This window comes from Anaeromassilibacillus senegalensis (assembly GCF_001261775.1).
In the GTDB taxonomy this organism is placed as follows: domain Bacteria; phylum Bacillota; class Clostridia; order Oscillospirales; family Acutalibacteraceae; genus Anaeromassilibacillus; species Anaeromassilibacillus senegalensis.
Genome location: NZ_LN868536.1, coordinates 84,497 through 111,181 on the forward strand (window position 1 = coordinate 84,497; position 26,685 = coordinate 111,181).

General features: G+C 57.4%; 32 protein-coding genes. 28 read left to right on the top strand and 4 right to left on the bottom strand.

The window, feature by feature from the left end:
- Positions 1–398 precede the first annotated feature (398 nt).
- Together BN2106_RS02920 and BN2106_RS02925 are read right to left on the bottom strand one after the other, a co-directional pair.
- Positions 399–1,274, bottom strand: a complete 876-nt coding sequence (locus BN2106_RS02920; protein WP_050697082.1) for a DegV family protein — start codon at positions 1,272–1,274, stop codon at positions 399–401.
- Between the two features lie 202 nt (positions 1,275–1,476).
- A complete protein-coding gene (locus tag BN2106_RS02925) occupies positions 1,477–2,250 on the bottom strand; it encodes a class I SAM-dependent methyltransferase (protein ID WP_050697083.1) in 774 nt (257 codons plus the stop codon).
- 171 nt (positions 2,251–2,421) lie between these two features.
- Here BN2106_RS02925 and BN2106_RS02930 point away from each other — a divergent pair, with 171 nt between their 5' ends.
- From BN2106_RS02930 to hflX, 16 genes are all read left to right on the top strand, one after another.
- Positions 2,422–2,751 carry a hypothetical protein gene (locus BN2106_RS02930; RefSeq protein ID WP_154666408.1) on the top strand — a complete coding sequence of 110 codons (330 nt, stop codon included), beginning with the start codon at positions 2,422–2,424 and terminating at the stop codon, positions 2,749–2,751.
- Positions 2,744–3,982, top strand: a complete 1,239-nt coding sequence (locus BN2106_RS02935) for a PBSX family phage terminase large subunit (protein ID WP_050697084.1) — start codon at positions 2,744–2,746, stop codon at positions 3,980–3,982. The genes BN2106_RS02930 and BN2106_RS02935 overlap by 8 nt, the downstream gene beginning before the upstream one ends.
- A gap of 12 nt (positions 3,983–3,994) precedes the next feature.
- A complete protein-coding gene (locus tag BN2106_RS02940) occupies positions 3,995–5,152 on the top strand; it encodes a serine/threonine protein phosphatase (RefSeq protein ID WP_195891769.1) in 1,158 nt (385 codons plus the stop codon).
- Positions 5,149–6,120: a hypothetical protein gene (locus BN2106_RS02945; protein ID WP_050697085.1), complete on the top strand. Its 972-nt coding sequence runs from the start codon at positions 5,149–5,151 to the stop codon at positions 6,118–6,120. Before BN2106_RS02940 ends, BN2106_RS02945 begins: the two co-directional genes overlap by 4 nt.
- 11 nt (positions 6,121–6,131) lie before the next feature.
- Complete coding sequence (locus tag BN2106_RS02950) at positions 6,132–6,476, top strand: hypothetical protein (RefSeq protein WP_050697086.1); 345 nt, start codon at positions 6,132–6,134, stop codon at positions 6,474–6,476.
- 12 nt (positions 6,477–6,488) lie between these two features.
- Positions 6,489–7,508, top strand: coding sequence for a phage major capsid protein (locus BN2106_RS02955; protein WP_050697087.1), 1,020 nt, complete (start codon positions 6,489–6,491; stop codon positions 7,506–7,508).
- Positions 7,509–7,529: 21 nt separating this feature from the next.
- Positions 7,530–7,886: a hypothetical protein gene (locus BN2106_RS02960; RefSeq protein ID WP_050697088.1), complete on the top strand. Its 357-nt coding sequence runs from the start codon at positions 7,530–7,532 to the stop codon at positions 7,884–7,886.
- A 15-nt stretch (positions 7,887–7,901) separates the two neighbouring features.
- The gene (locus tag BN2106_RS02965) at positions 7,902–8,201 is read left to right on the top strand and encodes a hypothetical protein (protein WP_050697089.1); all 300 of its coding nucleotides are present in this window, start codon (positions 7,902–7,904) and stop codon (positions 8,199–8,201) included.
- Positions 8,202–8,297: 96 nt separating this feature from the next.
- The gene (locus BN2106_RS02970; RefSeq protein ID WP_050697090.1) at positions 8,298–8,828 is read left to right on the top strand and encodes a LysM peptidoglycan-binding domain-containing protein; all 531 of its coding nucleotides are present in this window, start codon (positions 8,298–8,300) and stop codon (positions 8,826–8,828) included.
- Positions 8,822–9,757 carry a hypothetical protein gene (locus tag BN2106_RS02975; RefSeq protein ID WP_050697091.1) on the top strand — a complete coding sequence of 312 codons (936 nt, stop codon included), beginning with the start codon at positions 8,822–8,824 and terminating at the stop codon, positions 9,755–9,757. The genes BN2106_RS02970 and BN2106_RS02975 overlap by 7 nt, the downstream gene beginning before the upstream one ends.
- Positions 9,744–10,082, top strand: a complete 339-nt coding sequence (locus tag BN2106_RS02980; protein WP_050697092.1) for a hypothetical protein — start codon at positions 9,744–9,746, stop codon at positions 10,080–10,082. Before BN2106_RS02975 ends, BN2106_RS02980 begins: the two co-directional genes overlap by 14 nt.
- The gene (locus BN2106_RS02985; protein WP_050697093.1) at positions 10,082–10,420 is read left to right on the top strand and encodes a hypothetical protein; all 339 of its coding nucleotides are present in this window, start codon (positions 10,082–10,084) and stop codon (positions 10,418–10,420) included. The genes BN2106_RS02980 and BN2106_RS02985 overlap by 1 nt, the downstream gene beginning before the upstream one ends.
- Complete coding sequence (locus tag BN2106_RS02990) at positions 10,420–11,490, top strand: baseplate J/gp47 family protein (RefSeq protein ID WP_050697094.1); 1,071 nt, start codon at positions 10,420–10,422, stop codon at positions 11,488–11,490. Before BN2106_RS02985 ends, BN2106_RS02990 begins: the two co-directional genes overlap by 1 nt.
- Positions 11,487–12,068 carry a hypothetical protein gene (locus tag BN2106_RS02995; protein ID WP_050697095.1) on the top strand — a complete coding sequence of 194 codons (582 nt, stop codon included), beginning with the start codon at positions 11,487–11,489 and terminating at the stop codon, positions 12,066–12,068. The genes BN2106_RS02990 and BN2106_RS02995 overlap by 4 nt, the downstream gene beginning before the upstream one ends.
- Positions 12,069–12,090: 22 nt before the next feature.
- On the top strand, positions 12,091–12,558 hold the full coding sequence (locus BN2106_RS03000) for a hypothetical protein (protein WP_050697096.1): 468 nt from the start codon (positions 12,091–12,093) through the stop codon (positions 12,556–12,558).
- A gap of 78 nt (positions 12,559–12,636) precedes the next feature.
- Complete coding sequence (hflX, locus tag BN2106_RS03005) at positions 12,637–13,887, top strand: GTPase HflX (protein ID WP_050697097.1); 1,251 nt, start codon at positions 12,637–12,639, stop codon at positions 13,885–13,887.
- A 527-nt stretch (positions 13,888–14,414) separates the two neighbouring features.
- Here hflX and BN2106_RS03010 read toward each other — a convergent pair.
- A complete protein-coding gene (locus BN2106_RS03010; protein WP_050697098.1) occupies positions 14,415–14,924 on the bottom strand; it encodes a flavin reductase in 510 nt (169 codons plus the stop codon).
- A gap of 179 nt (positions 14,925–15,103) precedes the next feature.
- Between BN2106_RS03010 and BN2106_RS03015 the strand changes: the two genes are divergently transcribed.
- From BN2106_RS03015 to BN2106_RS03025, 3 genes are all read left to right on the top strand, one after another.
- On the top strand, positions 15,104–15,631 hold the full coding sequence (locus BN2106_RS03015; protein WP_050697099.1) for a hypothetical protein: 528 nt from the start codon (positions 15,104–15,106) through the stop codon (positions 15,629–15,631).
- A 15-nt stretch (positions 15,632–15,646) separates the two neighbouring features.
- Positions 15,647–16,210 (top strand): hypothetical protein, encoded by a 564-nt coding sequence (locus BN2106_RS03020; protein WP_050697100.1) that lies wholly within the window; start codon positions 15,647–15,649, stop codon positions 16,208–16,210.
- A 173-nt stretch (positions 16,211–16,383) separates the two neighbouring features.
- A complete protein-coding gene (locus BN2106_RS03025) occupies positions 16,384–17,634 on the top strand; it encodes an argininosuccinate synthase (RefSeq protein ID WP_050697101.1) in 1,251 nt (416 codons plus the stop codon).
- A gap of 1 nt (position 17,635) precedes the next feature.
- Here BN2106_RS03025 and BN2106_RS03030 read toward each other — a convergent pair whose 3' ends face one another.
- Positions 17,636–17,857, bottom strand: a complete 222-nt coding sequence (locus BN2106_RS03030; RefSeq protein WP_050697566.1) for a helix-turn-helix domain-containing protein — start codon at positions 17,855–17,857, stop codon at positions 17,636–17,638.
- 206 nt (positions 17,858–18,063) lie between these two features.
- On the opposite strand from BN2106_RS03030, the gene argH reads away from it, so the two are divergent.
- The 9 genes from argH (at position 18,064) to BN2106_RS03075 (ending at position 26,556) form a co-directional block, all read left to right on the top strand.
- Positions 18,064–19,473 (top strand): argininosuccinate lyase, encoded by a 1,410-nt coding sequence (gene argH / locus BN2106_RS03035; protein WP_050697102.1) that lies wholly within the window; start codon positions 18,064–18,066, stop codon positions 19,471–19,473.
- Positions 19,470–19,739 (top strand): YoaK family protein, encoded by a 270-nt coding sequence (locus BN2106_RS03040; RefSeq protein WP_050697103.1) that lies wholly within the window; start codon positions 19,470–19,472, stop codon positions 19,737–19,739. The genes argH and BN2106_RS03040 overlap by 4 nt, the downstream gene beginning before the upstream one ends.
- An 11-nt stretch (positions 19,740–19,750) precedes the next feature.
- Positions 19,751–20,788 (top strand): N-acetyl-gamma-glutamyl-phosphate reductase, encoded by a 1,038-nt coding sequence (argC, locus tag BN2106_RS03045; RefSeq protein ID WP_050697104.1) that lies wholly within the window; start codon positions 19,751–19,753, stop codon positions 20,786–20,788.
- Positions 20,789–20,820: 32 nt separating this feature from the next.
- Positions 20,821–22,041: a bifunctional glutamate N-acetyltransferase/amino-acid acetyltransferase ArgJ gene (gene argJ / locus BN2106_RS03050; RefSeq protein ID WP_050697105.1), complete on the top strand. Its 1,221-nt coding sequence runs from the start codon at positions 20,821–20,823 to the stop codon at positions 22,039–22,041.
- Positions 22,042–22,273: 232 nt separating this feature from the next.
- Positions 22,274–23,134, top strand: a complete 861-nt coding sequence (gene argB, locus BN2106_RS03055; protein WP_050697106.1) for an acetylglutamate kinase — start codon at positions 22,274–22,276, stop codon at positions 23,132–23,134.
- Positions 23,135–23,169: 35 nt separating this feature from the next.
- Complete coding sequence (locus BN2106_RS03060; RefSeq protein WP_050697107.1) at positions 23,170–23,493, top strand: MGMT family protein; 324 nt, start codon at positions 23,170–23,172, stop codon at positions 23,491–23,493.
- 19 nt (positions 23,494–23,512) lie between these two features.
- A complete protein-coding gene (locus BN2106_RS03065; protein WP_050697108.1) occupies positions 23,513–24,688 on the top strand; it encodes an aspartate aminotransferase family protein in 1,176 nt (391 codons plus the stop codon).
- A gap of 47 nt (positions 24,689–24,735) precedes the next feature.
- Positions 24,736–25,644, top strand: a complete 909-nt coding sequence (gene argF, locus BN2106_RS03070; RefSeq protein WP_050697109.1) for an ornithine carbamoyltransferase — start codon at positions 24,736–24,738, stop codon at positions 25,642–25,644.
- Positions 25,645–25,800: 156 nt separating this feature from the next.
- Complete coding sequence (locus BN2106_RS03075) at positions 25,801–26,556, top strand: hypothetical protein (protein WP_050697110.1); 756 nt, start codon at positions 25,801–25,803, stop codon at positions 26,554–26,556.
- Positions 26,557–26,685: the final 129 nt, after the last annotated feature.

Sequence of the window (26,685 nt, forward strand, 5' to 3'; positions counted from 1 at the left end):
TAAAATACATGAGAAAATTACAATGTATTAATATATTAGATATTTCTGTTGTAATTATTCTTGAAGTTTGTTAGGATATGAATGGGAGGAGGGAATAAAATTGCTTAGCTGTGAAAATCATTGGTGTATTTATAATGATGAACATTATTGCATGTTTGAGGAAATTGAATTGGACGAGATAGGTTTGTGCAGGAATTGCATTTTAATTACTATACCGGATGAAATGGAGGAGCAATTTAAAGATGAAGTATTAGAGTATTTTAAATTTCAGGATTAATAAATAAAACAGTCGTTTGATTGTAGTATTATCAAACGACTGTTTTTAATCGATAAAGAATTAATATTAAAGTAAAACCGGCGTTTCCCATGTGCTCTCATGGGAAGCGCCGGTTTAATTTTTACCGTTCTTTGCCCAGGAAGAACAGGGCGATGGTGCCGGGGCCGGAGTGCGCGCCGATGACGGGACCGACATAGTTGATTGTGACTGGCTTTTTCACGCCAAGGCGCTGCCGCACCTGTTCCGCCACATACTGCGCGTCTTCCAGAGAATCACCGTGGCTGATGAAAACCGTCTGGTTCTGCGGGTCGATGGCGAGTTCTTCCATGCGGTCGACCAGTGCGTTCAGGGAGGCGCGCCGTCCGCGCGTCTTGCTGACATTGACCAGATGGCCCGCGTTGTCCATATGCATGACGGGCTTGATACTGAGCATGCTGCCCACCAGCGCGGTGGTGGCGGAGATGCGCCCGCCTCGCTTGAGGAAGTGCAGGTCCTCCACTGTGAACCAGTGGCAGAGGCGCAGTTTATTGGATTCCAGCCAGGCGCGGACTTCGTCGATGTTTTTGCCCGCCTCGCGTTCCTGTGCAGCAAGATACACCAGCAGTCCCTGTCCAAGAGAGGCGCAGAGGGAATCCACCGCGTAGATTTTGCGTTCCGGGTATTTTTTGGAAAGTTCCTCCACCGCGAGAAGCGCAGCGTTGCAGGTGTTGCTCAGCCCGGAGGAAAATGCAATGCACAGCACGTCCTGTCCCATCCGGAGCAAAGGCTCCATGGCGGTGGTGAAGGCGTCTACATTGACGGCGGAGGTAGTACAGAGTTCACCCGCGCGCAAATTGGCGTAGAACTCCTGAAAAGAGAGCTCGTGCTCGTCCAGATAATTGTAGTATTCCTTCCCCTTCATTAAGAAAGCAAGCGGCAAAACGGTGAGCTCGATTTCTTTTGCCAAATGCACGGGAAGGTCACAGGAGGAATCCGTAACAATTGCAAATGATTTCATTGTCAAATCTCCTTGCTGGAAATGATTTCAGCTTGATGGTCTTAGTTTACCACAGGGAAAAGAAATAAGTAAATAATCAGAAAGAAATATAATGAATAATTGCTCTTTAGATTACAAGAAATAGTTTTGAATATTACATGAAAGGCTGAAAAGCGGCAAAAACTTGAAAAATCCCGGTTAAACTGCGTTTGTCCCGGTCAGGCTACATTGGTTTTGCCGCCAGATATAAATCTATGGTGTCATAAATATGGATTGTTCCGCCCGCTCTGTCAATGGCCTGTTTCATGTCTGTCTCAAAGGCCGGCCGGATTTGTTTTGGTAAAGCCCGGTGGTCGGAGTAAGTATTGAGCAGTCCAATGTATGCGTCCGATGACAGGGTTCGCGTCCGGCGGTAGAGCTTTGCGGCCCGGTCGACAAACCCGTACTGCCGTAACTCTTCCAGTCTGTTCTGGCAGTCCATTTCGGAAAATTCGGCGGGCGGATCGTCGTACGGGCGGTATTTTTCATATATTCTGCGGTTTGCCCGGTTTGATGCATCGTCCAGGCGGTTTACATATGGATGGTTCCAGAACAGGGCGACGGCGCCGCGCGGTTTCAGGAGGGATTTTATTTTGCAATACCCTTCCGATTTGGGAATCCAGTGAAATGCTGTTGCGGAATACACCAGATCGTATGCTTGCGCGGCTAACTCACACGTTAAAAAATCCGACTGGATCAAATGAAAGTTTTGGTATTTGGAAAATTTATTTTGCGCAAACGCCGCTAGCCGGTTTCCCAATTCGACGGCTGTAACGTGGCATCCGGCATCCAGAAACGGGAGCGTCGCCTGCCCGGTGCCGCAGCCAATTTCCAAAACTCTGCCGCCGCGCCGCAGACCGGCGTATGCGATGATTTCCTGATGGAGCTCCGTTGGGTAGGCCGGGCGGTATTTATCGTATTGTTTCACGTCCTCATTGAATGCCAGACGAAGGTCCATGGCCGGTTTTCCTCTTTCACTTGCTTTGTTCCCTTTAATGATAGGGCGAAATAGAAAAATGGTCAAGCACATTGGGATAAAGTTGAAGTAAAACAGCTGTTTTTTTGTAATATTTGCTGGTTCGGGCAAAAAACGGCGGTTGTGCGCCGGAAAGCTGAAAGGAGGGATTATTTGGACGTTCAAAAAAACGGCATCAGGAAGAAAAAATCCACGCGCCGGGTGAAAGGCGGATATGAGCTGCTGGCGTTCGGCGGCATCGAAGACGCGGTGCGGCTGCTGTTTCTCGACCAGCCGGACCCGGCGGAGCTGGCGCATATGAATCTATTTAACGTTGCGGAAATCCGCAGGCCGCCGTCGGGCGGGATGGAAATTATATTTTACGACCGTATTAAAGCGCTGGAATGCCTGGAACGCATGGAGTCGGAGGCGGGACAGTTTGCGCTGTACGACGCCTTGCAAGCCGGGGCGGAAGCGCTGAAAAAGGATGAAGGCCATGCTTGATGCATTTTCAGAAAAACAGTTGCAGGCTATGTGCTGGTGGATGCCGGGCGGGCCGCACAGCCGCTGTGACGCAATCATTTGTGACGGGGCGGTGCGCAGCGGAAAAACGCTCTGCATGGGCATCGGGTTCGCGGCGTGGGCCTGCGCACGTTTTGACGGGCGGTCGTTTGCCTTTTGCGGCAGGACGATTCGGTCGCTTAAGCGCAACCTGATTACGACTCTTCTGCCGGTTTTGCAGCAGGCTGGCTTTGCCTGCGCCATGCGGCAAAGCGAAAACTGTCTGGAGCTTTCGTGCGGCGGGCATCGGAACCGCTTCTATCTGTTCGGCGGAAAGGACGAGGGGTCGTCCGCGCTGATCCAGGGCGTGACGCTGGCGGGCGTACTGTTTGACGAGGTGGCGTTGATGCCGCGGTCGTTTGTCGAACAGGCGTTGGCGAGGTGTTCCGTGGAAGGGTCCCGGTTTTGGTTTAACTGCAATCCGGAGCATCCGCAGCATTGGTTTTACCGGGAGTGGATTTTGCAGGCGGGACGGAAAAATGCGTTTTACCTGCATTTTACGATGGAGGACAATCCGTCCCTGAGCCGGGAGATGCGGCGGCGCTACGAAACGCTGTACGCGGGTGCGTTCTACGAACGGTTTGTGCTGGGAAAGTGGACAGCGGCGCAGGGGCTGGTGTATCCGTTCCTGACAGAGGCGATGTTTTGCCCTGTACCGACGGGGCTGGAGGAATACCGCGTATCCTGCGACTACGGCACGGTAAACCCCGCTTCGTTCGGACTGTGGGGACGCAAAAACGGCGTCTGGTACCGGGTGGACGAGTATTACTTTGACTCCCGCCGCGAGGGCTTGCAGCGCACGGACGAGGAGCACTATGCGGGGTTGGAGACGCTCTGCGAAGGGCGGGCGGTCTCGTGCGTAATCGTGGACCCCTCCGCGGCGAGCTTTATGGAGACCATCCGTCGGCACAATAAGTTCCGGGTGCTTCCGGCGGAGAACGACGTGCTGGATGGAATCCGGCGCGTCAGTGTGGCGCTCAAGCAGGGAGAAGTGCGTATCTGTGCCAACTGTGCCGACGCGATCCGGGAATTCGGCCTGTACCGCTGGGCGGATGCAGCCGGGAAGGACGCGCCGGTCAAGGAGAACGACCACGCGATGGACGATATCCGCTATTTTGTCGCCTCTCTGCCGCGGGAAACGGACGCGTTCTGCGCAATCAGCGTCAAGAGATGAAAGGAAACAAAGATGATTTTTAAGAAGGAAAACGGGTGGTTCCGAAGGCGCATGGGGCAGGCGGAACGGTTGGCGGTGCAGACGGCGCCCCGTGACCCATTGACGCCATATGCGTGCAGCGCCCCCGCCGGAGCAGGGGAACGACGTCTGTACACCGCGCTGCGGGAGTCCATCCCCATCATCGACGCGGCGATCGGTAAAATCCTGCGTTTGGTGGGAAGCTTTACAATCCAATGCGATGATAAAAACGTAGAGTATGAAATGAATCGTTTTTTACAAACAGTAAAGGTCAACGCACTGGAAAACGGCGTACAGAGTTTCCTGAACACCTATCTTTCCCAGCTGCTGACCTATGGAAACGCGGTGGGGGAAGTTGTGCTCACAGCGGGTGGGGAGATCGGCGCGCTGTACAACGCGTCGCTGGACGACGTGGAGCTGCGGGAAACCGCGCCGTTGGAATTGTGCATCTGCCGGCGGGAGGCGGGCGGCTGTGTGCCGGTGGCCTACCCGGAACTGGTATTGGCTTCCGCGCTGGACCCGCCGCCCGGCTGTGCGCGGGGCGTGTCCCTGCTGCACGGGTTGCCGTTTGTCAGCGGGATCCTGATGCAGATTTATCAGACTATCGGGACGAACTGGGAACGCGTGGGCAATGTGCGATTTGCCGTGACCTACAAACCGACGGGCGACGCGGCGGACCGCGCCTTTGCGAAGGACCGCGCCAAACAGATCGCACAGGAATGGAGCGGCGCCATGCAGAAAAACAGCGTCCGCGACTTTGTGGCGGTGGGCGACGTCAATATTCGGGCGATCGGGTCGGATGTGCAGATTCTCGACAGCAACGTCCCGGTGCGGCAGATGCTGGAGGAGATTGTGGCCAAGCTGGGGCTGCCGCCGTTCCTGTTGGGCCTGTCCTGGTCTTCAACAGAGCGCATGTCCAGCCAGCAGGCGGATATTCTGACCAGCGAGCTGGAAGCCTACCGCAGGGTGCTCAACCCGGTGATTGGGAAAATCTGTTCCCTGTGGATGCGCCTGCGCGGACTGGAACCGCGGTATACGATCGACTGGAACACCATCACCTTGCAGGATGAGGTGGACATGGCGAACGCGCGCCTGATGAATGCGCGCGCCTTGCAGATCGAAGAGCAATTGCAGAAGGAGGACGGCGCATGAAAGAGACAGGCGGCGTTATTTTGAAAGGCGGCGCGCTGGCGGCGGACGAGCTGGAACAGATCAACCGGTATACCCGCAGGCCGTTCCAGGAAGAGGAGCTGTATACCTTTTCCGTGGCGCTCTGCGATAACGAGATAGACCGGGACTGGGAACGGTTCACAGTGGGCGCGCTGCATCAGCTGAGCAGTTTGTTTTTGGGGAAAACGGGGATTTTTAATCATAACCCGCAGACGCAAAACCAGGCGGCGCGCATTTACGACTGCCGGGTGGAACCGATTCCGGGACGTAAGACCCGCGCGGGCGAAGGTTATCATCGCCTGGTGGCGAAGGCGTACCTGCCGTGCAGCGAAAAAAACGCGGATCTGATTCTGGAGCTGGAAAGCGGCATCAAGAAAGAGGTCAGTGTGGGCTGTGCGGTGGCAAAGGCGGTGTGTTCTATCTGTGGCGCGGATCGCAGGAAGAAGGACTGCGGCCATAAAAAAGGAGAATCGTATGGGGAAGCCGTATGCTGTACGGTGCTGGACGAGCCGACGGACGCCTATGAATGGTCGTTTGTAGCGGTGCCCGCCCAGCGGGAAGCAGGCGTACTCAAGCAGTACGGTGAGAGGAGGAATCGGAATTTGGAAGATATTTTAAAGAGCCTGGACGGCGAAGGAGAACTGGTGCTGGATTTTGAGGAGCGCTCCGCACTCCGCCGGGAGGTGCAGCGGCTCTGGGAAGAGGCCGCCTGCGGCAGACAGTACCGTGAAGATCTGGAGAAAAGCGTGGTGCGGCTGTGCAGCGTCGCGGAACCGGGATTTCCTGTGCAGGCAATGCAGCGCGCGGCGGAATCCATGAGTCTGGAAGACTTGAAAGCGTTTGAAAAGGCGTTCCGCGGCAAAGCGGAACAATCGCTGCCGCTTGCACCGCAGCTGGCGGGCGCGCAGAAAAAAGAATCCCCGGCGGAAAACCGGGCGTTTCAAATTTAAGGGAGGTACATATGAATATTTCTTTGAGAGGGTACGGGGAAAACGTCGCGACGTTTCAGGTCTCCGGCAATGTAACGGCGGGAATGCCGGTCAAAATCAGTGCGAACGGGACGGTGTCCCCGTGCGCGGCGAAGGATAAATTCTGCGGCGTGGCGCTTTCCGTGCGCGGCGGCTATGCGGCGGTTCAGACGGCGGGATATATGCAGGCGCCGTACGCCGGAACAAAACCCACAGTGGGGTATCAGACGATCAACGCGGACGGCACGGGCAAGGTGCAGACAGAGGCCAGCGGCAGGTTGCTGCTGGTGACGGATGTGGACGATCCCGCGGGCACCTGCGGCATCCTGTTGGCATAAGGAGGAGAAATGATGGAACATTTTGAACAGCTGAAACTGGAAAAGGGCATGTACAACGCGCCGGGAAAAAGTTTTACTCAGGCGCTGGAGGAACTGGACCGTTCGGAACATTATGCGGGCACGCCGCTGGAGGGCCTGGATGCGTATCAGCGCCAGCTGAAGCGCTTTGACATCCGTGTGAGCGGCCCGGCCTCCGACCTGGTGGAGAAATTTTTCCAGACGGGAGACTCCGCGGCGCTGTTCCCGGAGTATGTGACGCGCGCGGTGCGCCAGGGCATGGAACAGGCGGACCTGCTACCGCACATCGTGGCGACGGTGACGAACATCAACGGGATGGATTACCGCACACTGACTTCCGAGCCGGCGGAGGACGACAAAAGACTCAAGCCCGTGGCGGAGGGCGCGGCAATTCCGCAGACACTGGTGACAACGAAGGATCATCTGGTGCGCCTGAACAAGCGCGGAAGGATGCTGGTGGCCTCCTACGAGGCGCTCCGTTTCCAGAAGCTGGACCTGTTCACTGTCACACTCCGGCAGATCGGCGCATATATTGCAAGAGCGCAGCTCAACGATGCGGTGGACGTGCTGGTCAATGGGGACGGCGGCGGTTCCTCCGCGGCGGAGAACGTGGGGACCGCAGGCAATGCGGTGGATTACGCGGCGCTTGTCTCCCTGTGGGGCAAGCTGGCCCCGTATCAGCTCAACACCCTGCTGGCGTCCACGGAGACAATGCAGCAGGTGCTGAATCTGACGGAGATGCGCGACGCACAGGCCGGACTGAATTTTCAGGGCACGGGCAAAATGGTGACGCCGCTGGGCGCAAACCTGCTGCATGTGCCGGCCCTTGCGGCAAAGGGCGTGATTGGTCTGGACAAAACCTGCGCGCTCGAAATGGTACAAGCGGGCGGCGTGACGACCGATTCCGACCGGCTGATCGACCGCCAGCTGGAGCGCACGGCGATCAGCGCGATCGCCGGTTTTGCCAAAATCTTTGACGGAGCTGTGAAAACGCTTCACTATCAAGCCTCCTGAGTGTGACGGACGGGGCGTGCGATGGAGACGGAAAAGATTTTGGAACAATTTGCGCTGATGGCGGAGCTTGACGAGCGGCGGGCGGACAAATACCGTTCCTTCTGCGATCAGGCGAAGGAACAGCTTGAGGCGTTGGCGAAGCCGGGCGAAAGCTATGCGGCGGCACGGGCGCTGGAAGCCGCGGCGGCGGCGCTTGCTTTTTACCGTTGGTCCCTGTTCCGCACCGCAGTGGGTGTGGAGACAGGGTTTGCCGCGGGAGAGGTGCGCGTGACCAAAAGCGGGACGGATGTGGCGATGGCCCGGCAGCTCTGGAGAGAGGCGGAAGCCGCCGCCGCGCCGTACCTGCGGGATGAGGGGTTTGTATTTGAACGCATTTGAGGAAGGGATGACGCAGTGACAAGGCGCGAACTGATCCGGCTGTTGCTGGAAAAATACGGCCAGGAGGCGCGGGTCAAAGAGGGAACGGCGTACGCCCTGATCCGCCCGATCGGCTTAAAAAATGACAAGGCGCCGATGGAATACCTGTACACCGGGACACCCGATCAGAAACCCGTGGCGGGCGATGTGATCGCCACGGCGGAGGGCTCTTACGTGACGGCCCGCAGCGGTGTGGAAACTGTTGCGGGCGAGGAGCTTTATGTTTGGGCGGTCCTGCACGGAGAGGGGGAAACGGCCCTTTGCACGGAGGAGTAACATGCAGGAGGAACAAATGGACCGCGCGGAGCAGCTTTCTGAACAATTGGAACGCGACGTGCGGCGGTACCCGAGGGAACTGGAGGAAGAAAAAGCATGAGTGTCAGCGGGCAGGCTTTGCGCTTTAAGGACTATGTTTGGAAAAGCAATCCGGAAACCCTGCGGCTGGAATATGAACGGAATATCAAACGGCTGCCAATGCCGTACGCGGGCGAGCGTTTACAGGACTATGGGAGCCGCAGGCGCACAGTCACCGGCAAGGGCGTCTTTTGGGGAAAGGACTGCACGGCGTCGTTCGACCGTCTGGCGGCTGTGTTCCGGGAGGGCGGCGGCGGGATGCTGTGCGTTCCCGGAACCGCGCCGTTCCGCGCGGTATTTGCTTCCTTGCAGATGCTGGGAGAAGCGCGGCCGAACACAATTTCCTACAGCTTCCTGTTTGTGGAGGATGAGATGGAAGCGCAGGCGGACGGCATTTTGCAGGAAAAAAGCTATGTGTGTACGGACGGGGAAACGCTGTGGGAGCTGGCAAACCGATTTTCTACGACGGTGGACGACCTGCTGGCGCGCAATCCGCAGGTGATGTGGCCGAACAGGCTGCCGGAGGGAATGAAGGTGGCGCTGTGCTGAACTGTGTGGGAATCACGCCGGACGGCGTGGCGCTGCCGCTTCCCGCGCCGCTGTCTCTCCGCTTGCAGCGGGAGGAAGAGGCGCCGGCGGACGGCTTGGAAGTGTTTTTTCCCGCGGAGGGAGACTGGGAGACGCTGGCGGGCATCCGCTGTTGGGATACAGAAAACCGGATGGCGTTCGACGGAATGGTTGACGAACAGATTTGGAAATACACGGGTACGGGCGCGACCCGGCAGGTCGTCGCCCGCAGCCGCGCGGCGCTGCTGTTGGATAACGAAGCACTGCCGCAGACGTATTATATGCCGTCATTGAAAGTACTGTTCGAACGTCATGCCGCTCCTTATGGATTTTCCGGCTATGTGGGCCGGGACGAAGTATTCGGCGGCGCGTACACGGTGGAAAAAGGCGTCAGCGAATGGCAGGCGCTGCGGGACTTCTGCCGGCAGTTCCTCCATGTGGAGCCGGTGCTCCGCGGGGACCGGCTGGACGCTTCCGGAGAGGGGCAGGCCGGATCGGTGCGGTTTTCCAACCGGGGCGGCGTGCCGTTTACGGAGCTGGAACTGCGGTGGAATGATTACGAGCGGATTTCCGAGGTACGGCTGCGCGCGGGCGAAGCCGGGGATTACAATATGGTGCTCCGGGACGGCGAAGCGGTTGCGCGCGGTGTGCAGCGCAGGCGCTTTTTGAGCGCGGCGGATGCGGAACAGGCGCGCCGGCTTTTGGATCAGGCGCGTCAAAAGGCGTTTGCGGTACGTGTTGTCTGTCCGGGCCTGGTGGAAGTTCCGTTGGGGACGGAAGCTTCTGTTGAGCTGGGCGATGACCGGCGTGCGGGCTTACAGGTCGCCGCGTGGATGTACCGGTTAACGGCGTCGGGAGAAACGACAAGCATGACGTTGCGGGAAAGGGGAACATCGGATGTGGTTATCTAAAAAAATGGCGGAACAGACGCAAAAGCGGCCTGCGGCGGATTTGGCCACGGTGACAGGCGGTTCCGCCGCCCAGGGCCGCAGCGAATACCGGGACTTTTCACTGATTGCGCCGTGGGGCATTGCGTACCGGCCGCCGGACGCGGCGCGGGCGGTGCTGGTGGAGAGTACAAAGGGGATGGTTTGCGCGGGCGCGGTCGTGGACGATACAGAGCTGGAGCCGGGAGAACTGCTGCTGTTCTCCGAGGGCGGCGCATGCATCCAACTGAAAAACAGCGGCGAGGTGGTCATTAATGGCCAGACCTTTGCGGCGAAGGGGGCGGAATAATGGATACGGCATTGGAAAACGGCGATTTTGCGGCTGGCGCGAATGGGTTCCCAAGGCAGATCGACGGGGTGGACGAGCTTTTGCAGCGGGCGAAGATCCGCCTGCGTGTGCCGCTCGGGCGGTTTCCGTACCAGCCGGAGCTGGGGAGCCGGCTGTATACCCTCCATGCGGGGGACGATGGCAACGACGCGCTGGCTCTGACCATGGCGCAAGAGGCGCTGAAACGATTGCCACAGTTGCGTGTGGACAAAGCCGTTTGCAGTGTTGAGGAACCGCTGACGGTGTCCGTTGCGCTCGCGTGGTCGGGCGGAGAATCGGTGGTGGAGGTGCGGCTTTAATGGATACATACGAAGCCATTTTATCCCGCATGCAGGAGCGATTTTCAGCGCTGGCGGGCTATTCGGCGGACGACGCGTCGGATATTGGAATCCGTATGCGGGTTTTGGCAGGGGAGTTGTACTCTCTGACGGCGGCGGTGGAGTGGCTCAAGCGCCAGACCTTTGCGCAGACCGCGCAGGGGGAGGAGCTGGACCTGCGGGCGGCGGAGCGCGGTTTGACCCGCAAACCCGCGCAAATCGCCGCGGGAAGCCTGACGTTCCGGCGGGAGAAACCGCTCTGGTACAATGCAGTGATTGAACAGGGGACCGTATGCGCGACAGCGGGACAGGTGCGGTTTGTGACGACGGAACAGGCTGTGCTGAAAACCGGACAGACGGAGGTGACCGTTCCGGCCCGCGCGGAAACAGGCGGCCGGAGCGGCAACGCAGCGGCAGGGACGGTGACGGTGCTGGTTACACCGCCGCCGAGCCTGGAGTCTGTGACAAATTTGCAATCGTTTACCGGCGGGCAGGACGCGGAAACCGATGCGGAATTGCGGAAACGCCTGCTGCGCTGTTACGCGGACCTTCCCAATGGGACGAACGCGGCCTTTTACCGGGAACAGGCAATGCAAGCAGATGGTGTTTTTTCCGCCGGCGTGGTCCCCCGGGAAAACGGAGCGGGGACGGTGAGCGTCTATCTGGGCGCGCAGGGCGCGGCGGCGAATGCGGAGACGGTGCGGCTTGTACAGGAACGGATCGACGCACTGCGGGAAATTGACGTGAAGGTTCACGTCGCCGCGGCGCGGACGGTTTCCTGCAATGTTTCTGTGCGGATTTTGCAGAAGGAGGGCGTCGCCTATGAAACAGCGGAAGCCGCGGTAAAAGAGGCGGCAAAGGACTATTTCAACGGTCTGGGCGTCGGGGACGGCGTGCTGACGGCGGCGTTGGGCGCGCGGCTCTTTGATACAGGTGTGTTGAGAAACTATCTTTTTTTGAGTAACTCTACACTGGACCGCCCCATGCTGAATGACCAGCTTGCGGTATTGGGGACGGTCAGCGTGCAATCATGGGGAGGGTCCGGAACATGAATGCGCTGGACAGCATGAAGAAAGCACTGCGTTCCACCGGCCTCTATGCGCTGACCGGGGAAACGCTGGCGGACCGGGAGCTGGACGCCTACGCCGCCGGACTGCATGGACTGGCGGAGCAGGTTGAAGCGCTGCGGAAGGAAAGCTTTGTCCCGACGGCGGAACGGGAGGGGCTGATGCAAAGAGAGGCGCAGTTCGGCCTTTCTGCGGTGGGAAAGACGGTACAGGAGCGGCGGGACGCACTGCTCCTGTACGGCGCGGTGACCTCCAACAACAATACGCCCGCCTTTTATAATAGGTTTTTTACGTCGCTTGGGTTGTCCATGGAGCTGGTGGAGGATGCGGAACAGCGCATTTATTGGAACGACCGCTCGGAACAGGGCGAACCGGCGGAACGGATGGCACGTGCGCGGCGCGTACAAAATTTTTTGCCCGCGCATCTGCCCGCCATTTTGGATTTTCGAACAATTTTTTGGAATACTATTGACCGTGCCGAACGGACTTTTCAGGAGATGGATGCGGCTGGATTGGACTGGGATGCAATCGACCGGTATCAAGATCTGCTGTTAGAGCTCTGACGGAGGGTGGAAAGGAATCAATATGCCTACCAATCAAAAGACAAGTTTGGGCCTGAACCGCTGGCAGGGGACGGACAAGCCGATGCGCAGCGACTTTGTGGCAGATAACGACACGCTGGACGCGCTGCTGACCGAACATTTTGCCGACACGGACAAGCATTTGACCGACGCGGACCGTCTGATCCTGAATGGGCCGGTCGTGGGAACGTATGCGGGCAACGGCGCTGCAAGCAGGACCGTGACGCTCGCGTTTTCTCCAAAAGCCGTGCTGGTTTTTATGGCGGACGCGCCGGTGCAGGGATACGACAGCAGCCGGCAGTGCCGGTTGGAAAACGTGGGCTTTGCCACACAGCAGGGCGGGACGCGGACACTGTCTCTGGCAGGGGCGGCGATGACCGTCCACCAGACGCAGGGAACGCCCGCGGCGGACGGGACGGCGGAAAACCTGAACCGGACGGCGGCGCAGTATCTCTATGTGGCGTTCCGCTGAACAGAAGAATTGACATTCTTTTGCCGCTTGTTGTAGAATAAGAGAAATAGCAGGGAGATCTGGGAAGGGGTTGCATGGTTGGAACTGACAGATAATGAAAAGAGGCCGGAACGCGCTTTACTGGTGGCGGTGGATACCGGGGCATACGACGCGGAGGCTTCTCTGGCAGAGCTCTATGAGCTGGTGCGCAGTGCGGGCGCGGAGCCCGCGGGCGCGATGACGCAGAAGCGCCCCTCGCCGGATACAGCGACCTGTGTGGGGTCCGGCATGATGGAGGAGATCGCCTCCTTCTGCAAAAATTATGAGATGGATTTGCTGGTGTTTGACTGTGAGCTTTCACCGACACAGATCCGGAACATTGAGAATATCAGCGACGTGCGAACCATCGACCGCACGATGTTGATTTTGGATATATTCGCCGCGCGGGCCAAAAGCAGCGAAGGAAAGCTGCAGGTAGAGCTGGCGCAGCTGAAATATATGCTGCCGCGTTTGAGCGGCAAGGGTGTGGCGCTTTCCCGTTTGGGCGGCGGCATCGGCACGCGCGGCCCGGGAGAAAGTAAGCTGGAAACCGACCGCCGGCATATCCGGCGAAAGATTTCCAATCTGAAGGCACAGCTGGAAGAGGTGGAGAAACGGCGCGGACAGATCACCCGCCGCAGGCAGAAGGACGGTGTGATCACGGTGGCGCTGGTCGGCTACACCAACGCGGGAAAAAGCACGCTGATGAACGCGCTGACGCAGGCGGGCGTGCTGGCGAAGGACATGCTGTTTGCCACGCTGGACCCGACCGCCCGCGCGCTGAAACTGCCGAACGGAACCACCGTGATGCTGATTGATACCGTCGGCCTGGTGCGGCGGCTTCCCCACCATCTGGTTGACGCGTTCCGCTCCACGCTGGAGCAGGCGGCACTGGCCGATATCATCCTGAATGTGTGCGACGCGTCCAGCCAGGAAGCGCAGGTGCATCTGGACGTTACGCGCAGCCTGCTGACGGAACTCGGCTGCGGCGGCAGGCCGATCATCCCGGTGCTGAACAAGTGCGACCTGGTGCCTTCGCTGCACGACCTGCCGATGATCGGCAACGCGGTGCGGATCAGCGCGAAGACCGGACGCGGGTTGAACGCACTGCTGGATGCCATCGAGGAAAACCTGCCGGTCAAGACGACGACGGTTCATTTGTTGCTTCCGTTTGCCCAGAGCGGGCTGGCGGCGCGGCTGCGCAAGGACGGCAGCGTATTGGAAGAGGAGTATACGGGAGATGGTTTGCGTCTGACCGCGCAGGTTAATCCGGTGCTGCTGGACCTGGTGAAAGAATACGTGGTGTTTTAAAAGATAAAGGTCTGTATCATAATTGACGAAATGGTCGCGTTGCAAAACAGCCCTGCATTGTCAACCTTGTAGGATATTGCTTTGAACGTGTTTTTCCGCTTTTCTGAAAAGCGGCGGTTTCCAAAGGCAGCGCCTTTGGCCGTTCTCCGCAGAGAACGGAACTCTTGTTCCTGAGAAGAGCGAGTGGGAACGAGTGATATTGCTGTTTGTAAAGCAGAGAGCTGTTTCCTGAACTTTTCTTGTTTCCCCAGCGTATGCTGGGGATTAAGGCCCGTTGTAAGGTGGCTTTATAAAAAATAGTTGTGTTTTCTCAGTTCCCGAGCACTTTCCTGGTTGACCTGATAGGAAAGGATTTTTTGTTACGTTTAGAAGTGGAAAATCTGATGATTTTCTTCATGTAATAAAAAAATATACAAAAACGCCCTTGAATCTGGCTGTGAATCAACAGGCCATTTTCAAAGGCGTTTTCTCTTATAAAAAGCTGTTTCTTTGTGCGATTTGGTATCTACAGGTTCTTTGCATACGCTTTACGCTTTGACCAGCACCTTGACAATATCCCCGATAAACATCTGGTGGTAGTCTTTGCCGGGATAGCAGTCCCCGTCCACGGTGGGATCGATGAAGCCCGCCGGGTCAATGGCCTGCTTGTGCATCTTACGGCAGATGAAGACCATTTTTGCTTCCGCAAAATACGGCGCCGTCTCGTCAAAGACAGGCGTCAGGCCGGTTTCCCCGGCTTTGTCGCAGTCGCGCCCGGAGTGGCTGCCGCAGAAGGAGAGCGCCTTGCGGAAGCTTTCGTCGAAGAAGCAGAGGGAATAGCAGTCCTCCCGGTCGACAAATTCCATTGTATAGCGCTGTGGGCGGATAAAAACAAACGATACGTATTTCTTCCAGAGCTCGCCCAGACCGCCCCAGCTGGCCGTCATGGTGTTGTATGATTGCGCGTTGCCCGCGGTGACGAGCATCCATTCCTTGTCGATCAGGGTAAAGGGATTGAATTGCAGGTCTTTGATTTCTACCGGTTGAAAACCGTTCATAAAACCGCCTCCGATTGTAAAAGATTGGGATATACCCCCATTATAGCACGCGTGACAAGCCGTAGGAACCGGAATTTTGGGGATTGCGGCTTGTTTTTGTTCCGCGCGGTTGTTATAATGCAAGAAGAACATCTGCTGGCATGCAGATTTATGAAATCATGATACGAGGAGTTGTCTCTATGAAAAAAATGATCGCCATGGGTTTGGCGCTTTGTCTGGTCCTCACAGGCTGCGCCGGAGGACAGTCGTTCAATTCCACCGCCGATTCCTATCAAATCGGCAGCGGCGGGGAAGGCGTCTACAACGACGATGCCAAAATTGTTTCGGATCAGGACGATTTCAGCGCGACAAAGATTAAAATGGACGGCAAAGCGGACAAGGATACGAGTAAAGTGACCATGAGCTTTGATACGTTCAACGGCAAGCAGCAGCTTTTTGAAATGGAAGTCACCGAATGGGAGGACCATACGGTGTCCTACCGCATGAAAGCGGGCGAGGGCAGCATGAAGCTGATGCTGGTGCTGGAAGGCCAGGCGTTCCCGATCGCGGAGACGGTGGGGACGGAGGAGCTCAACAGTGAGATTCCCTGCGCGTTCGGCGAGGGGACAAGCCGCCTGCTTTTGGTCTGCGACCAGGTGAAGAACGGTGAAGCGGAAATCTCCATCGACCGCGGAAACAGTTTGTCGGTTGATTCGCTTTCCAGTTGACAGGAGGAAACTGCTATGAAGAAAATGATGGCCGCCATATTGGCGGCCTGTCTTTTGCTGACCGGATGCGCGGCTTCTGTCAACCCGTTTTCCGTGTTTGACAAATTGGGGCCGGACTTTCACGGCAGCTACTCCAATTTCCGCATTGCGGGAAGCGGGGGAAAAGATGTATACGACGACGATGAAAAAATATGCAGCTGGTTTGAGAGTATATCGGTGGAGGAGATCACAGCGCAGCCGGAGCTGGACGACGATGCAAGCGCGGTGACCATCAGCTTTGATAAGCTGCATGGAAAACAGCAATATTTCTATACGGAGGTGACGGAAGAAAAAGAAGTCACCATCCAATATAAGATGCAAATCGAGGAAGGCAGGCTCAAGCTGGTGTTAATCCATGACAAGGACGAATTGCAGGTACTGGCCGAGATCGGAGCGGACGAAGACGTGGACGATTTGCTGGATATGACGTTCTCAGAAGGGGACTACCGGCTGCTCTTGGTCGGAGACGAGGCGCTGCATGGCACCGCGGAGCTTTCCCTGAATCTTCCGGACAGCTACAATGAAGGGAATGGGCTGTAAATCCGTTTGCAGGCCATCTTTTGGAAAAACTGTGAACATCATACAAGGTTCGGAAGCGCGAAGGCTGTCAATTTATGGAATAGGGATAACGTGAATATTTATACATAAAACACTTGATTTTTTGCATAAACAGCGTATAATAAAACACAACAACAATAACGGGGGCAATGAAAATGACAAATCAGACTGCAAATAAAGACAATATCAAAAAAGTGGTTCTGGCGTATTCCGGTGGATTGGATACCTCCATCATTATTCCGTGGCTGAAGGAAAACTACAACAACTGTGAAGTCATTGCGGTTGCCGCGGACGTTGGGCAGGGCAGCGAGCTGACCGGCCTGGAGGAGAAGGCCAAAAAGACGGGCGCTTCCAAGCTGTATATCGCCGACCTGAAAAAACAGTTTGTCGAGGATTACATTTTCCCGACCATCAAGGCGGGCGCTGTGTATGAAAATAAATACCTGCTGGGCACCTCCTTCGCGCGTCCGATCATCGCGAAGAGACTGGTAGAGATTGCGGAGGCCGAGGGCGCGGATGCGATCTGCCACGGTTGTACCGGCAAGGGCAACGACCAGGTGCGTTTTGAACTGACCATCAAGGCGTTTGCGCCGGAGATGAAGATTATCGCGCCGTGGAGAATCTGGGATATCAAGTCCCGTGATGAGGAGATTGAGTACGCGGAAGCGCACAACATCCCGCTGAAGATTACCAGAGAGACCAACTATTCCAAGGATAAGAACCTGTGGCATCTGTCCCATGAGGGCCTCGATCTGGAGGACCCGGCGAACGAGCCGCAGTACAATAAAGAAGGTTTCCTGGAGCTGGGCGTATCCCCGGAGCAGGCGCCCGACAAGCCCACCTATGTCACCATCGGATTTGAAAAAGGCGTTCCGGTCACCGTGGACGGCCAGAAGCTCTGCGCGGTGGATCTGGTTGCCAAACTGAACCAGCTCGGCGGCGAAAACGGCATCGGTCTCGCGGACATCGTGGAAAACCGCTTGGTGGGCATGAAGTCCCGCGGCGTGTATGAGACGCCCGGCGGCGCGATCCTCTACCATGCACACAACAAGCTGGAGGAGATCTGCCTGGATAAAGCGACCTACCATTACAAGCAGAGCATTGCGATCAAGTTTGCCGACCTGGTATATGACGGCGAATGGTTCACCCCCCTGCGCGAGGCGCTTTCCGCGTTTGTGGACAGCACACAGGAGACCGTGACGGGCGAAGTCAAACTGAAGCTCTACAAGGGCAATATCATCGACGCGGGCGTTACCTCCCCGTACACGCTGTACAATCCGGACATGGCGACCTTTGATGAGGACGACTGCTATGACCAGACGGATTCCGCCGGCTTCATCAACCTGTTCGGCCTGCCGATCAAGGTGCGCGCGATGGCGAAGAAGAACTGGCCGGCCGGCAAGTAATTTATTTGCGCTTATACGGCCTGGGATCGTCTGTCAGGTCAAGAAGATAATCGACGCTGGTGTTGTAAAGTTTTGCCAGATGGATCAGGATATCCGGAGACATCGCGTTGACCCCGTTTTCATAGGCGCCATAGGTGCGCCGGTTGATGAACAACAGGTCGGCAACCTGCTGCTGGGTCCAATCCTTGTCTTCCCGCAAAGCGCGGATTCGTTCATAAAGCATTTGCTTCACCTCAGTAAAAGTGATAGATGCCAGAATTTCTGCCATTGGCTCTTGGCATAAATTCTGGCTCTGTGTTTATTTTTGGAGAACAGCGGCCAAAACGGCGGATATGCCGCTTTTTTGTCGGTAGGAATCGTGCTATACTGAGTATACCATTTTTTGAGGGCGGCGGCCCCACTACATAAGAATCGGGAGTGTATGGACGCATGAAGCTTTGGACAGGACGGTTCCACAAGGAGCTTGACAAAAAGACAAACGATTTTAATTCCTCCATTCCGTTCGACAGCCGCATGGCGCGGGAGGATATCGAAGGCAGCATCGCGCACGCCACCATGCTGGGCGCGTGCGGTGTGATCGCGCAGAGCGAAGCGGACTGCATCTGCGCGGAACTGGAAAAGATTCTGGCGGACATTGAGTCGGGGGCGCTGCCCATCGACATGGAGGCCGAGGACATCCACACCTTTGTGGAGGGCGAGCTGACCGCGCGCGTCGGCGACGCGGGCAAGCGGCTGCACACGGCCCGCAGCCGCAACGACCAGGTGGCGCTGGACGACCGCCTGTACCTGCGGGGGCAGTGCGGGATGCTGTATGAGCAGCTGCATGAGCTGATAGAGGTCCTCTGCCATAAGGCGTTGGAATATGCGGGCGCGGTCATGCCGGGATACACCCACTTGCAGCGCGCGCAGCCGATTACCTTCGGCCACCACCTGATGGCGTATGCCGAGATGTTCCAGCGCGACCTGGCCCGCCTGACGGATGCGGTCAAGCGCATGAATAGTTGTCCGCTGGGTTCCGGCGCGCTGGCGGGAACCACGTACCCGCTGGACCGTTCCATGACGGCAAAGCTGCTGGGTTTTGACGACTATACACACAACAGCCTGGACGGCGTGTCCGACCGCGATTTCTGTATGGAAATCGCCTCCGCGATCGCCATCGCGATGGTGCATCTCTCCCGTTTTTCAGAGGAGATCATCCTCTGGTGTTCCTGGGAATTCAAATTCATTGAGCTGGACGACGCGTTTTCCACCGGCTCCAGCATCATGCCGCAAAAGAAGAATCCGGACATCGCGGAGCTGGTGCGCGGCAAGACCGGGCGCGTGATCGGCGACCTGACCACGCTGCTGGCGATGATGAAAAGCCTGCCCCTTGCGTACAACAAGGATATGCAGGAGGACAAGGAAGCCATATTTGATGCGGTGGATACATTACATATGTGCCTGACGGCCTTTGTGCCGATGGTGGACACCATGAAGGTTCTGCCGGAGAATATGCGGCGGGCCGCGGCGAAAGGCTTTATCAACGCGACGGACTGCGCGGATTATCTGGTGGGCAAGGGCCTGCCGTTCCGCGACGCCTATAAAGCGACGGGCGCAATTGTCGCCCATTGCATCGAAAATGATTTGACGCTGGAGACGCTCCCGCTGGAAGTTTACCGCGAGTTCCACGAGCTCTTCGGCGAGGATGTGTATCAGGCGATCTCGCTGGATGTCTGCGTCAACGGGCGCAAGGTGGCGGGCGGGCCGGCGCCGGAGAACGTGAAGCGTGAAGCGGAACGCGTCCTGGGCCTGATGCAAGCGGCTAAATGGCCGTACGCGGAGGAGCGTGAGCAGCGATGAGTCAGAAAAAGGAAATTGGCCTGAAAAAGATGAACAAGCTGCGCGACATGAAACCCGTGGAGCCGCAGAAGGGATACTTTTGGATGATTGTCTGTATCCTTCTCGGTTTTGTGGTGGGCGCGCTGATCGAACAGTATATTATGGGCCCGGTGGTCGGTCTGTGCGTGGGCGTACTGATTGACGAGGGCGTTTACAAAGTGCGCATGAAGCGGTTTGTGGCAAAGGGCGGTGTCCCTTCCGCGCCGCCGAAGCAGGATCAAAAATGAGGGTGAATGATATGACAGTCAAAGCGGGCGTTGTAGGCGCCACAGGATATGCGGGCGCGGAGCTGGTGCGGTTGCTGGCAGGCCATCCACAGGCGGAGCTGGCGGCAATCAGCTCAGTCAGTTTTACAGGGCAGAAGCTCAGCGAGGTGTACCCCGCCTATTACCACATCTGTGACAAGGAGTGCGGCACACAGGAAGAGGTTGTGGAACAGAGCGACGTAATTTTTGCGGCGCTGCCCCACGGCCTTTCACAGGAGATGGCGAAGACTTGCTACGATGCGGGCAAGGTGTTCATCGACTTGGGGGCGGATTTTCGTCTGGAGAGCGAGGACGATTACAAGACCTGGTATGGAGGGGAATATGTCCACAAGGAGCTGCACGACATGGCGGTTTATGCCCTGCCGGAGCTGTTCCGGGAAAACATACGGGGGAAAAAGCTGATTGCCAATCCGGGCTGCTACACCACGGCGGTGCCGCTGGCGCTGGCTCCGGCGCTGAAAAACGGTTTAATCGAGCCGGAGGGGATTATTGCGGACTGCAAGTCCGGCGTGACGGGCGCGGGCCGCAAACCCACGCAGAACACGCACTATCCGGAGCTGAATGAGGGGTTCTCCGCGTATAAAGTGGCGTCGCACCGCCATACGCCGGAAATGGAACAGAGCCTTTCCCACGTGGCGGGACAGCCGGTGCATCTGACCTTTGTGCCGCACCTGCTGCCGGTTAACCGGGGCATTCTGGCGACCTGCTATGCGAAGCTGTGCTGCGATGCATCGTTGGAAGAAATCTGGCGGGTGTACGAGGCGCAGTATCAAAACGAACCCTTTATCCGTCTGCTGCCGGAGGGCCGCGTGGCGGATATCAAAAATGTGCGGTACTCCAACTACTGCGATATTTCGCTGCATATGGACCCGCGCACCCATACCTTCATTGCCATTTCGGCCATTGACAACATGGTCAAGGGCGCGGCCGGGCAGGCCATCCAGAACATGAACCTTGCGTTTGGGCTGGAGGAGACCACCGGGCTGCTGCTGACGCCGCCGGCCTTTTAAAGAGCGGCAATCCATTTTTAGGAGCGATTGATATGAGCTATGTTTCCATAGAGGGCGGTGTGACCGCCGCACAGGGGTTCCTTGCCTCCGGCCTGTATTGCGGCATCCGCAAGAATAAGAGCAAGCCGGACCTGGCGCTGATTTACTCCCGCTTCCCGTGTTCTGCGGCGGCGGTTTATACACAGAATCTGGTCAAGGGCGCGCCGATTCAGGTGACGCGCCGCAACATTGCGGACGGCATGGCGCAGGCGGTGATCTGCAATTCCGGCAACGCCAACACCTGCAACGCGGACGGCGAGGAAAAGGCACAGCTGATGTGTGAGGCTGCGGCAAAGGAATTAAACCTACAGCCCAGCGACGTTGTGGTGGCATCCACGGGCGTCATCGGGCAGATCCTGCCGATCGAACCGATTCAGGAGGCGGCGCCCGCGCTGGCGCAGGCGCTTTCCGAAACAGGTTCCTCTGATGCGGCGCAGGCGATCATGACCACGGACACCGTTCGAAAAGAAGTGGCGGTCGAGGTCGTGATTGGCGGAAAAACAGTCCGCATGGGCGGCATCGCGAAGGGGTCCGGGATGATTCATCCCAATATGGCGACGATGCTCTGTTTCTTGACAACGGACGCAAAAATAGCTCCGGCAGTGCTCGACAAGGCGCTGCGCGAAGCGGTCAAAGATAGCTTTAACATGGTCAGCATTGACGGGGACACCTCCACCAACGACATGACGGCCATTCTGGCGAACGGCGCGGCGGGCAACGATTCGATTGAGGAAAACACGGAAGCATATGAGACCTTTACCGGCGCGCTGAAGGAACTTTGTGTCCGTCTGGCGCGCATGGTGGCGAAGGACGGCGAGGGTGCAACGAAGCTGCTGGTCTGCAATGTGACCGGCGCGGCCAGCGAGGACGCGGCGCGCAAGATTGGCAAAAGCGTGATCTGTTCCAGTCTGCTGAAGGCGGCGATGTTCGGCGCGGACGCCAACTGGGGCCGTGTGCTTTGCGCCATCGGTTATGCCGGGACGGATACGGACATCAACGCGGTCGACGTGGGGTTTGCCTCCGAGGCGGGCAGCATTGAAGTCTGCAAAAACGGCGCGGGGATCCCGTTCAGCGAGGAAGAAGCGAAGAAAATCCTCAGCGAGGATGAAATTAATATCAATGTTACCCTGCACGACGGCGCGGAACAGGCGTCCGCCTTTGGCTGCGACCTCACCTACGATTACGTGAAAATCAACGGTGACTACCGCACCTGAGCAGCCAAACTGAGTTTGGATGCACGGCCGGCGCATAGCCGGCTGTGGAAAGAGGCTGTGATTTCGCCGGACAGAAACAACAAATACCAGTCCGAACTGAGTTTGGATGCACGGCCCGCCCTTCACTTTTGATCAGCGATGAAGCGCGCAGGGGCGGGACAGAAACAACAAATACCCATTTGGGTGGATTTTATAAATTTAGTCAAGTACCATCCTTAAAGGAGAGCCGAACATGAAGATATCGAATGCCGACAGAGCCAGAGTTCTGGTACAGGCGCTGCCGTACATACAAAAATACGCGGGAAAGACCGTCGTGGTCAAATACGGCGGCAACGCGATGATCAACAAAGACCTGAAGGACGCTGTGATGAGCGACATCGTGCTGATGCAGCTGGTCGGCATCAGCGTGGTGCTGGTGCACGGCGGCGGGCCGGAAATCAGCGCCATGCTGAAAAAGGTCGGCAAGGCCAGCGAGTTCGTCGGCGGTATGCGCGTGACGGACGAAGAGACCATCGACATCGTGCAGATGGTGCTGGCGGGCAAGGTCAACAAGGATCTGGTGCAGCTGCTGGAGCGGCACGGCGGTCAGGCGGTCGGCCTGTGCGGGCTGGACGGCGGCATGTTGACGGCGGAGAAGCTCCGCTCCAACGAGGGCGATCTCGGCTATGTGGGCCGTATTACAGAGGTCAACACCGATATCATCATGAACGCGGCGAAGAACGGCTATGTGCCGATCATCTCCACCGTGGCGGCGGGTGAAAACGGCGAGGTGTTCAACATCAACGCCGACATCGCGGCGGCGCGCATCGCGGCGAAGCTCGACGCGATCAAGCTGATCCTGATGACGGACATCCGCGGCCTGCTGCGCGATAAGGACGACGAGGACACGCTGATTCCCGTGGTCAATGTCAGCGAGGTGCCCAGCCTGAAAAATCAGGGCATCATCAGCGGCGGCATGATCCCGAAGATCGACTGCTGTGTGGAGGCCGTCCGGCGCGGCGTGAGCCGTGCGCACATTCTGGACGGGCGCATCCCGCATTCCATTTTGATTGAGCTGTTCTCCGACGAGGGCGTCGGCACGATGCTGTATTGATCACAAATAACATTTGAAATAGATAGGACTGGCAAATGAACTTTAATCAACGCGTATACGAAATTGTGCGGCGTGTCCCACGGGGGCAGGTAATCTCCTACGGGCAGGTTGCCTTCCTGGCCGGCAGCCCCAGGGGCGCGAGGGCTGTCGGCTGGGCGCTGCACCATAATCCTTACCCGTGGGTCATGGGCGGGGAAAATCCCGTCCCATGCCACCGCGTGGTGAACCGCGAAGGGCGGTTGGCGCCGGAATTCGCATTCGGCGGGCCGGAGGAGCAGCGCAGGCTGCTGGAAGGCGAGGGCGTGGAAGTCGGTGACGGCGGTTGCGTCGATATGAAACGATATGGCGTCAAATTTTAAGCAGATAGAAGGAATCAACATGCATTTTGATACGGTCAAACAGCAGGAACAGGCCTACCTGATGCCCACCTACGGCAGGTTCCCGGCGGCGCTGGTCAGCGGCAAAGGGGCCACGGCGGTGGATACGGAGGGGAAAACCTATATCGATTTTACCGCGGGTATCGGCGTCAACGCGTTGGGCTACTGCGACCCGGATTGGACCAAAGCGGTGGCGGAGCAGGCGGCGACGCTCCAGCACATCTCCAACCTGTACTACAGCCCGGTGATGACGCAGCTTGCGGAGCGGCTCTGTAAGGCATCCGGTTTTTCCAGGGTATTCTTTGGCAATTCCGGCGCGGAGGCCAACGAATGCGCGATCAAGCTGGCGCGCAAATACGGCACGCAGACGCGCGGGGAAGCTTGCAACCAGATCATTACCCTGAACAATTCGTTCCACGGGCGCACCGTGACCACACTGGCGGCAACGGGACAGGACGCGTTCCATCAGCATTTTACCCCGTTCACAGAGGGCTTCTCCTACGCGGATACCAACATGGAGAGCGTCCGCGCAACGGCGAATGCAGCCACCTGCGCGGTGCTGATCGAGCTAGTCCAGGGCGAAGGCGGTGTCTGCCCGCTGGAACCGGCGTTTGTGCAGGAGCTGGCAGCGTTCTGCAAAGAGCGCGATATTCTGTTGATGGTCGACGAGGTGCAGACCGGGATTGGCCGCACGGGCAAACTGTTCTGCTTTGAGCATTATGCGATACAGCCGGATGTTGTCACCAGTGCGAAAGGCTTGGGCGGCGGGCTGCCGATCGGCGCATGTCTCTGCACGGAGCGTCTGGGCAATGTGATGAATGCGGGCATGCACGGCTCCACCTTCGGCGGCAACCCCGTGGTATGCGCGGGCGCGCTGGCGGTGCTGGATAAGGTACTGCGGCCCGGCTTCCTGGAAGACGTTGTGGAAAAAGGCGCGTACCTGCGCGGAAGACTGGAAGCGATGGACGCGATAGAAGAGGTGCGTGGCATGGGTATGATGCTGGGCGCCGTTTTGAAAAAAGACAATGCCAAAGCGGTTGCGGCGGCCTGCGTGCCGAACGGCCTGCTGGTGCTCACCGCGAAGACACTGCTGCGGTTCCTGCCGCCATTGACCATTACCAAAGAAGAAATTGATCAGGGTCTTGCGATTTTGCAGCGGACCATTTCTGACCTTTAAAAACCTGTAATAGAACGCCAAACGGCGAAAATGGGAGGATACTACCAATGAAACACCTGTTGAAAATGCTCGACCTCACCACAGAGGACATCACCAGCATCCTGAACCTTGCGGACCAGCTCAAATATGAGCAGAAGCACGGGATAGAGCACCGCCACCTCGCGGGCAAAACCCTGGGCATGATTTTTGAAAAGGCTTCCACGCGTACCCGCGTTTCGTTTGAAGTCGGCATGTACCAGCTGGGCGGCCTGCCGCTGTTCCTTTCCTCGAACGACCTGCAGATTGGCCGCGGTGAGCCGGTGGAGGACACCGCGCGCGTGCTGTCCCGCTATCTGGACGGCATCATGATCCGCACCTTCAAACAGTCCGAGGTGGACGCGCTGGCGCAGAACGGCACAATCCCGATCATCAACGGCCTGACCGATTTTGCTCACCCCTGCCAGGTGCTGGCGGACCTGATGACCATCCGCGAGAAGAAGGGCAGCCTTGACGGGCTCAAGATGTGTTTCATCGGCGACGGCAACAACATGATGAATTCCCTGATCGTCGGCTGTCTCAAGATGAAGATGGAAGTCGCGGTTGCCTGCCCGAACGACTACAAGCCCAGCGCGGCGGTCCTCGACTTTGCGGTGCAGCATCCGGCGTTCAGCATCACGAACGACCCGAAGGAAGCGGCGCGCGGCGCGGACGTTGTGATCACAGACGTGTGGGCTTCCATGGGCCAGGAAGAAGAGGCGCAGAAGCGCCGCGCAGCCTTCCAGGGCTTCCAGATCAACGACGAGATTATGTCCGTTGCAAAGCCGGACGCGATGGTGCAGCACTGCCTGCCCGCGCACCGCGGCGAGGAGATCACCGCGGAGGTCTTTGAGAAGCATTCGGCGGAAATCTTTGACGAGGCGGAGAACCGCCTGCACGCGCAGAAGGCTGTTTTGGTTAAGCTGCTGGGTAAAAAATAATAGAAAATCGTGGCTGTGTCACAGTACACGTTTTGCGCAGAATAAGTGTGATTCCCCTCGCCTCAGGCGGGGGGAATCGTTGGATTCAGCCGGTTTTGCGTGTTCCGTCAATTGTGATGCAACCCTTTCTCAGCACAGCGGAAAGGGGCGAATAAAATGAAAAAGATCGTATTGGCGTGGATGATGGCCATCTGTATGGCGGGGGTTTTGGTGGGATGCGTATGGACAGTGAATCAGGTTCCCGAAGAATCGCCGCCGCCCAGCCAAACCGCAGAGAGCTCCAGTTCTGAAGAAGCGCCCGTTTCTTCAGAAGAAAGCACCGTTCCGGAGGAAACGCCTTCTGCTCCGGAAGAAACCGCCGCGGAGGGCGCCGCCGCCAACCAGCTGATTCCCGAACCGGAACTCAGTAAAGGCCTGACCTTGCCGGCGTTTTTGAACGGCGACCAGCAGCTTTTGTATCAGGCGGCGTACCGCATGTATTTCCACTTTTCCATGACCAGCGGCTTTGAGCCGGATATGGAGGCTGAAGGCGAAGAGAATGGGAACGGCAGGGTCTATTATCCGGACCGGGGCTTTGACAGCTATGCCGATTACCGCAAAGCGATGGAAAGCGTTTTTACGGTGGAGTATACTGATTTCCTGAATGAATCACAGTGCTATATCGACGACGGAGCGGGCGGGCTGCTGACCGCGCCCGGCGACCGCGGCAGCGATATCACCTACAAAGAGACGACGTTTGAGCTTGTCAAACAGGATGAAAACGAGGTCGAATTCAATTTGATCGGCCATTACAATGACGCCCTGCCGGAGAGCAGCGGCGATCCGGCAGACGATACCACGGTGTCGTTTGCCATCAAAATGGTGAATACGGAGAACGGCTGGCGGTTTGACAGTTTTGCGATTCCCTATTGACCGGAAATAAGGGATCTGCATCACAACGCACGGGTTGCATAAAATTTTGGCTGAATAAACGATCCCTCCGCCGCAGACGGAGGGATCGTTTATTCAGCCGGCTTTTTCTAGATTCCACCAATGGTAATA

Coding starts and splice junctions, on each gene's coding strand:
- BN2106_RS02920 (WP_050697082.1), bottom strand. CDS start 1,274: ATGAAATCATTTGCAATTGTTACGGATTCCTCCTGTGACCTTCCCGTG.
- BN2106_RS02925 (WP_050697083.1), bottom strand. CDS start 2,250: ATGGACCTTCGTCTGGCATTCAATGAGGACGTGAAACAATACGATAAA.
- BN2106_RS02935 (WP_050697084.1), top strand. CDS start 2,744: ATGCTTGATGCATTTTCAGAAAAACAGTTGCAGGCTATGTGCTGGTGG.
- BN2106_RS02940 (WP_195891769.1), top strand. CDS start 3,995: ATGATTTTTAAGAAGGAAAACGGGTGGTTCCGAAGGCGCATGGGGCAG.
- BN2106_RS02945 (WP_050697085.1), top strand. CDS start 5,149: ATGAAAGAGACAGGCGGCGTTATTTTGAAAGGCGGCGCGCTGGCGGCG.
- BN2106_RS02950 (WP_050697086.1), top strand. CDS start 6,132: ATGAATATTTCTTTGAGAGGGTACGGGGAAAACGTCGCGACGTTTCAG.
- BN2106_RS02955 (WP_050697087.1), top strand. CDS start 6,489: ATGGAACATTTTGAACAGCTGAAACTGGAAAAGGGCATGTACAACGCG.
- BN2106_RS02960 (WP_050697088.1), top strand. CDS start 7,530: ATGGAGACGGAAAAGATTTTGGAACAATTTGCGCTGATGGCGGAGCTT.
- BN2106_RS02970 (WP_050697090.1), top strand. CDS start 8,298: ATGAGTGTCAGCGGGCAGGCTTTGCGCTTTAAGGACTATGTTTGGAAA.
- BN2106_RS02980 (WP_050697092.1), top strand. CDS start 9,744: ATGTGGTTATCTAAAAAAATGGCGGAACAGACGCAAAAGCGGCCTGCG.
- BN2106_RS02985 (WP_050697093.1), top strand. CDS start 10,082: ATGGATACGGCATTGGAAAACGGCGATTTTGCGGCTGGCGCGAATGGG.
- BN2106_RS02990 (WP_050697094.1), top strand. CDS start 10,420: ATGGATACATACGAAGCCATTTTATCCCGCATGCAGGAGCGATTTTCA.
- BN2106_RS02995 (WP_050697095.1), top strand. CDS start 11,487: ATGAATGCGCTGGACAGCATGAAGAAAGCACTGCGTTCCACCGGCCTC.
- BN2106_RS03000 (WP_050697096.1), top strand. CDS start 12,091: ATGCCTACCAATCAAAAGACAAGTTTGGGCCTGAACCGCTGGCAGGGG.
- BN2106_RS03010 (WP_050697098.1), bottom strand. CDS start 14,924: ATGAACGGTTTTCAACCGGTAGAAATCAAAGACCTGCAATTCAATCCC.
- BN2106_RS03015 (WP_050697099.1), top strand. CDS start 15,104: ATGAAAAAAATGATCGCCATGGGTTTGGCGCTTTGTCTGGTCCTCACA.
- BN2106_RS03020 (WP_050697100.1), top strand. CDS start 15,647: ATGAAGAAAATGATGGCCGCCATATTGGCGGCCTGTCTTTTGCTGACC.
- BN2106_RS03025 (WP_050697101.1), top strand. CDS start 16,384: ATGACAAATCAGACTGCAAATAAAGACAATATCAAAAAAGTGGTTCTG.
- BN2106_RS03030 (WP_050697566.1), bottom strand. CDS start 17,857: ATGCTTTATGAACGAATCCGCGCTTTGCGGGAAGACAAGGATTGGACC.
- argH (WP_050697102.1), top strand. CDS start 18,064: ATGAAGCTTTGGACAGGACGGTTCCACAAGGAGCTTGACAAAAAGACA.
- BN2106_RS03040 (WP_050697103.1), top strand. CDS start 19,470: ATGAGTCAGAAAAAGGAAATTGGCCTGAAAAAGATGAACAAGCTGCGC.
- argC (WP_050697104.1), top strand. CDS start 19,751: ATGACAGTCAAAGCGGGCGTTGTAGGCGCCACAGGATATGCGGGCGCG.
- argJ (WP_050697105.1), top strand. CDS start 20,821: ATGAGCTATGTTTCCATAGAGGGCGGTGTGACCGCCGCACAGGGGTTC.
- argB (WP_050697106.1), top strand. CDS start 22,274: ATGAAGATATCGAATGCCGACAGAGCCAGAGTTCTGGTACAGGCGCTG.
- BN2106_RS03060 (WP_050697107.1), top strand. CDS start 23,170: ATGAACTTTAATCAACGCGTATACGAAATTGTGCGGCGTGTCCCACGG.
- BN2106_RS03065 (WP_050697108.1), top strand. CDS start 23,513: ATGCATTTTGATACGGTCAAACAGCAGGAACAGGCCTACCTGATGCCC.
- argF (WP_050697109.1), top strand. CDS start 24,736: ATGAAACACCTGTTGAAAATGCTCGACCTCACCACAGAGGACATCACC.
- BN2106_RS03075 (WP_050697110.1), top strand. CDS start 25,801: ATGAAAAAGATCGTATTGGCGTGGATGATGGCCATCTGTATGGCGGGG.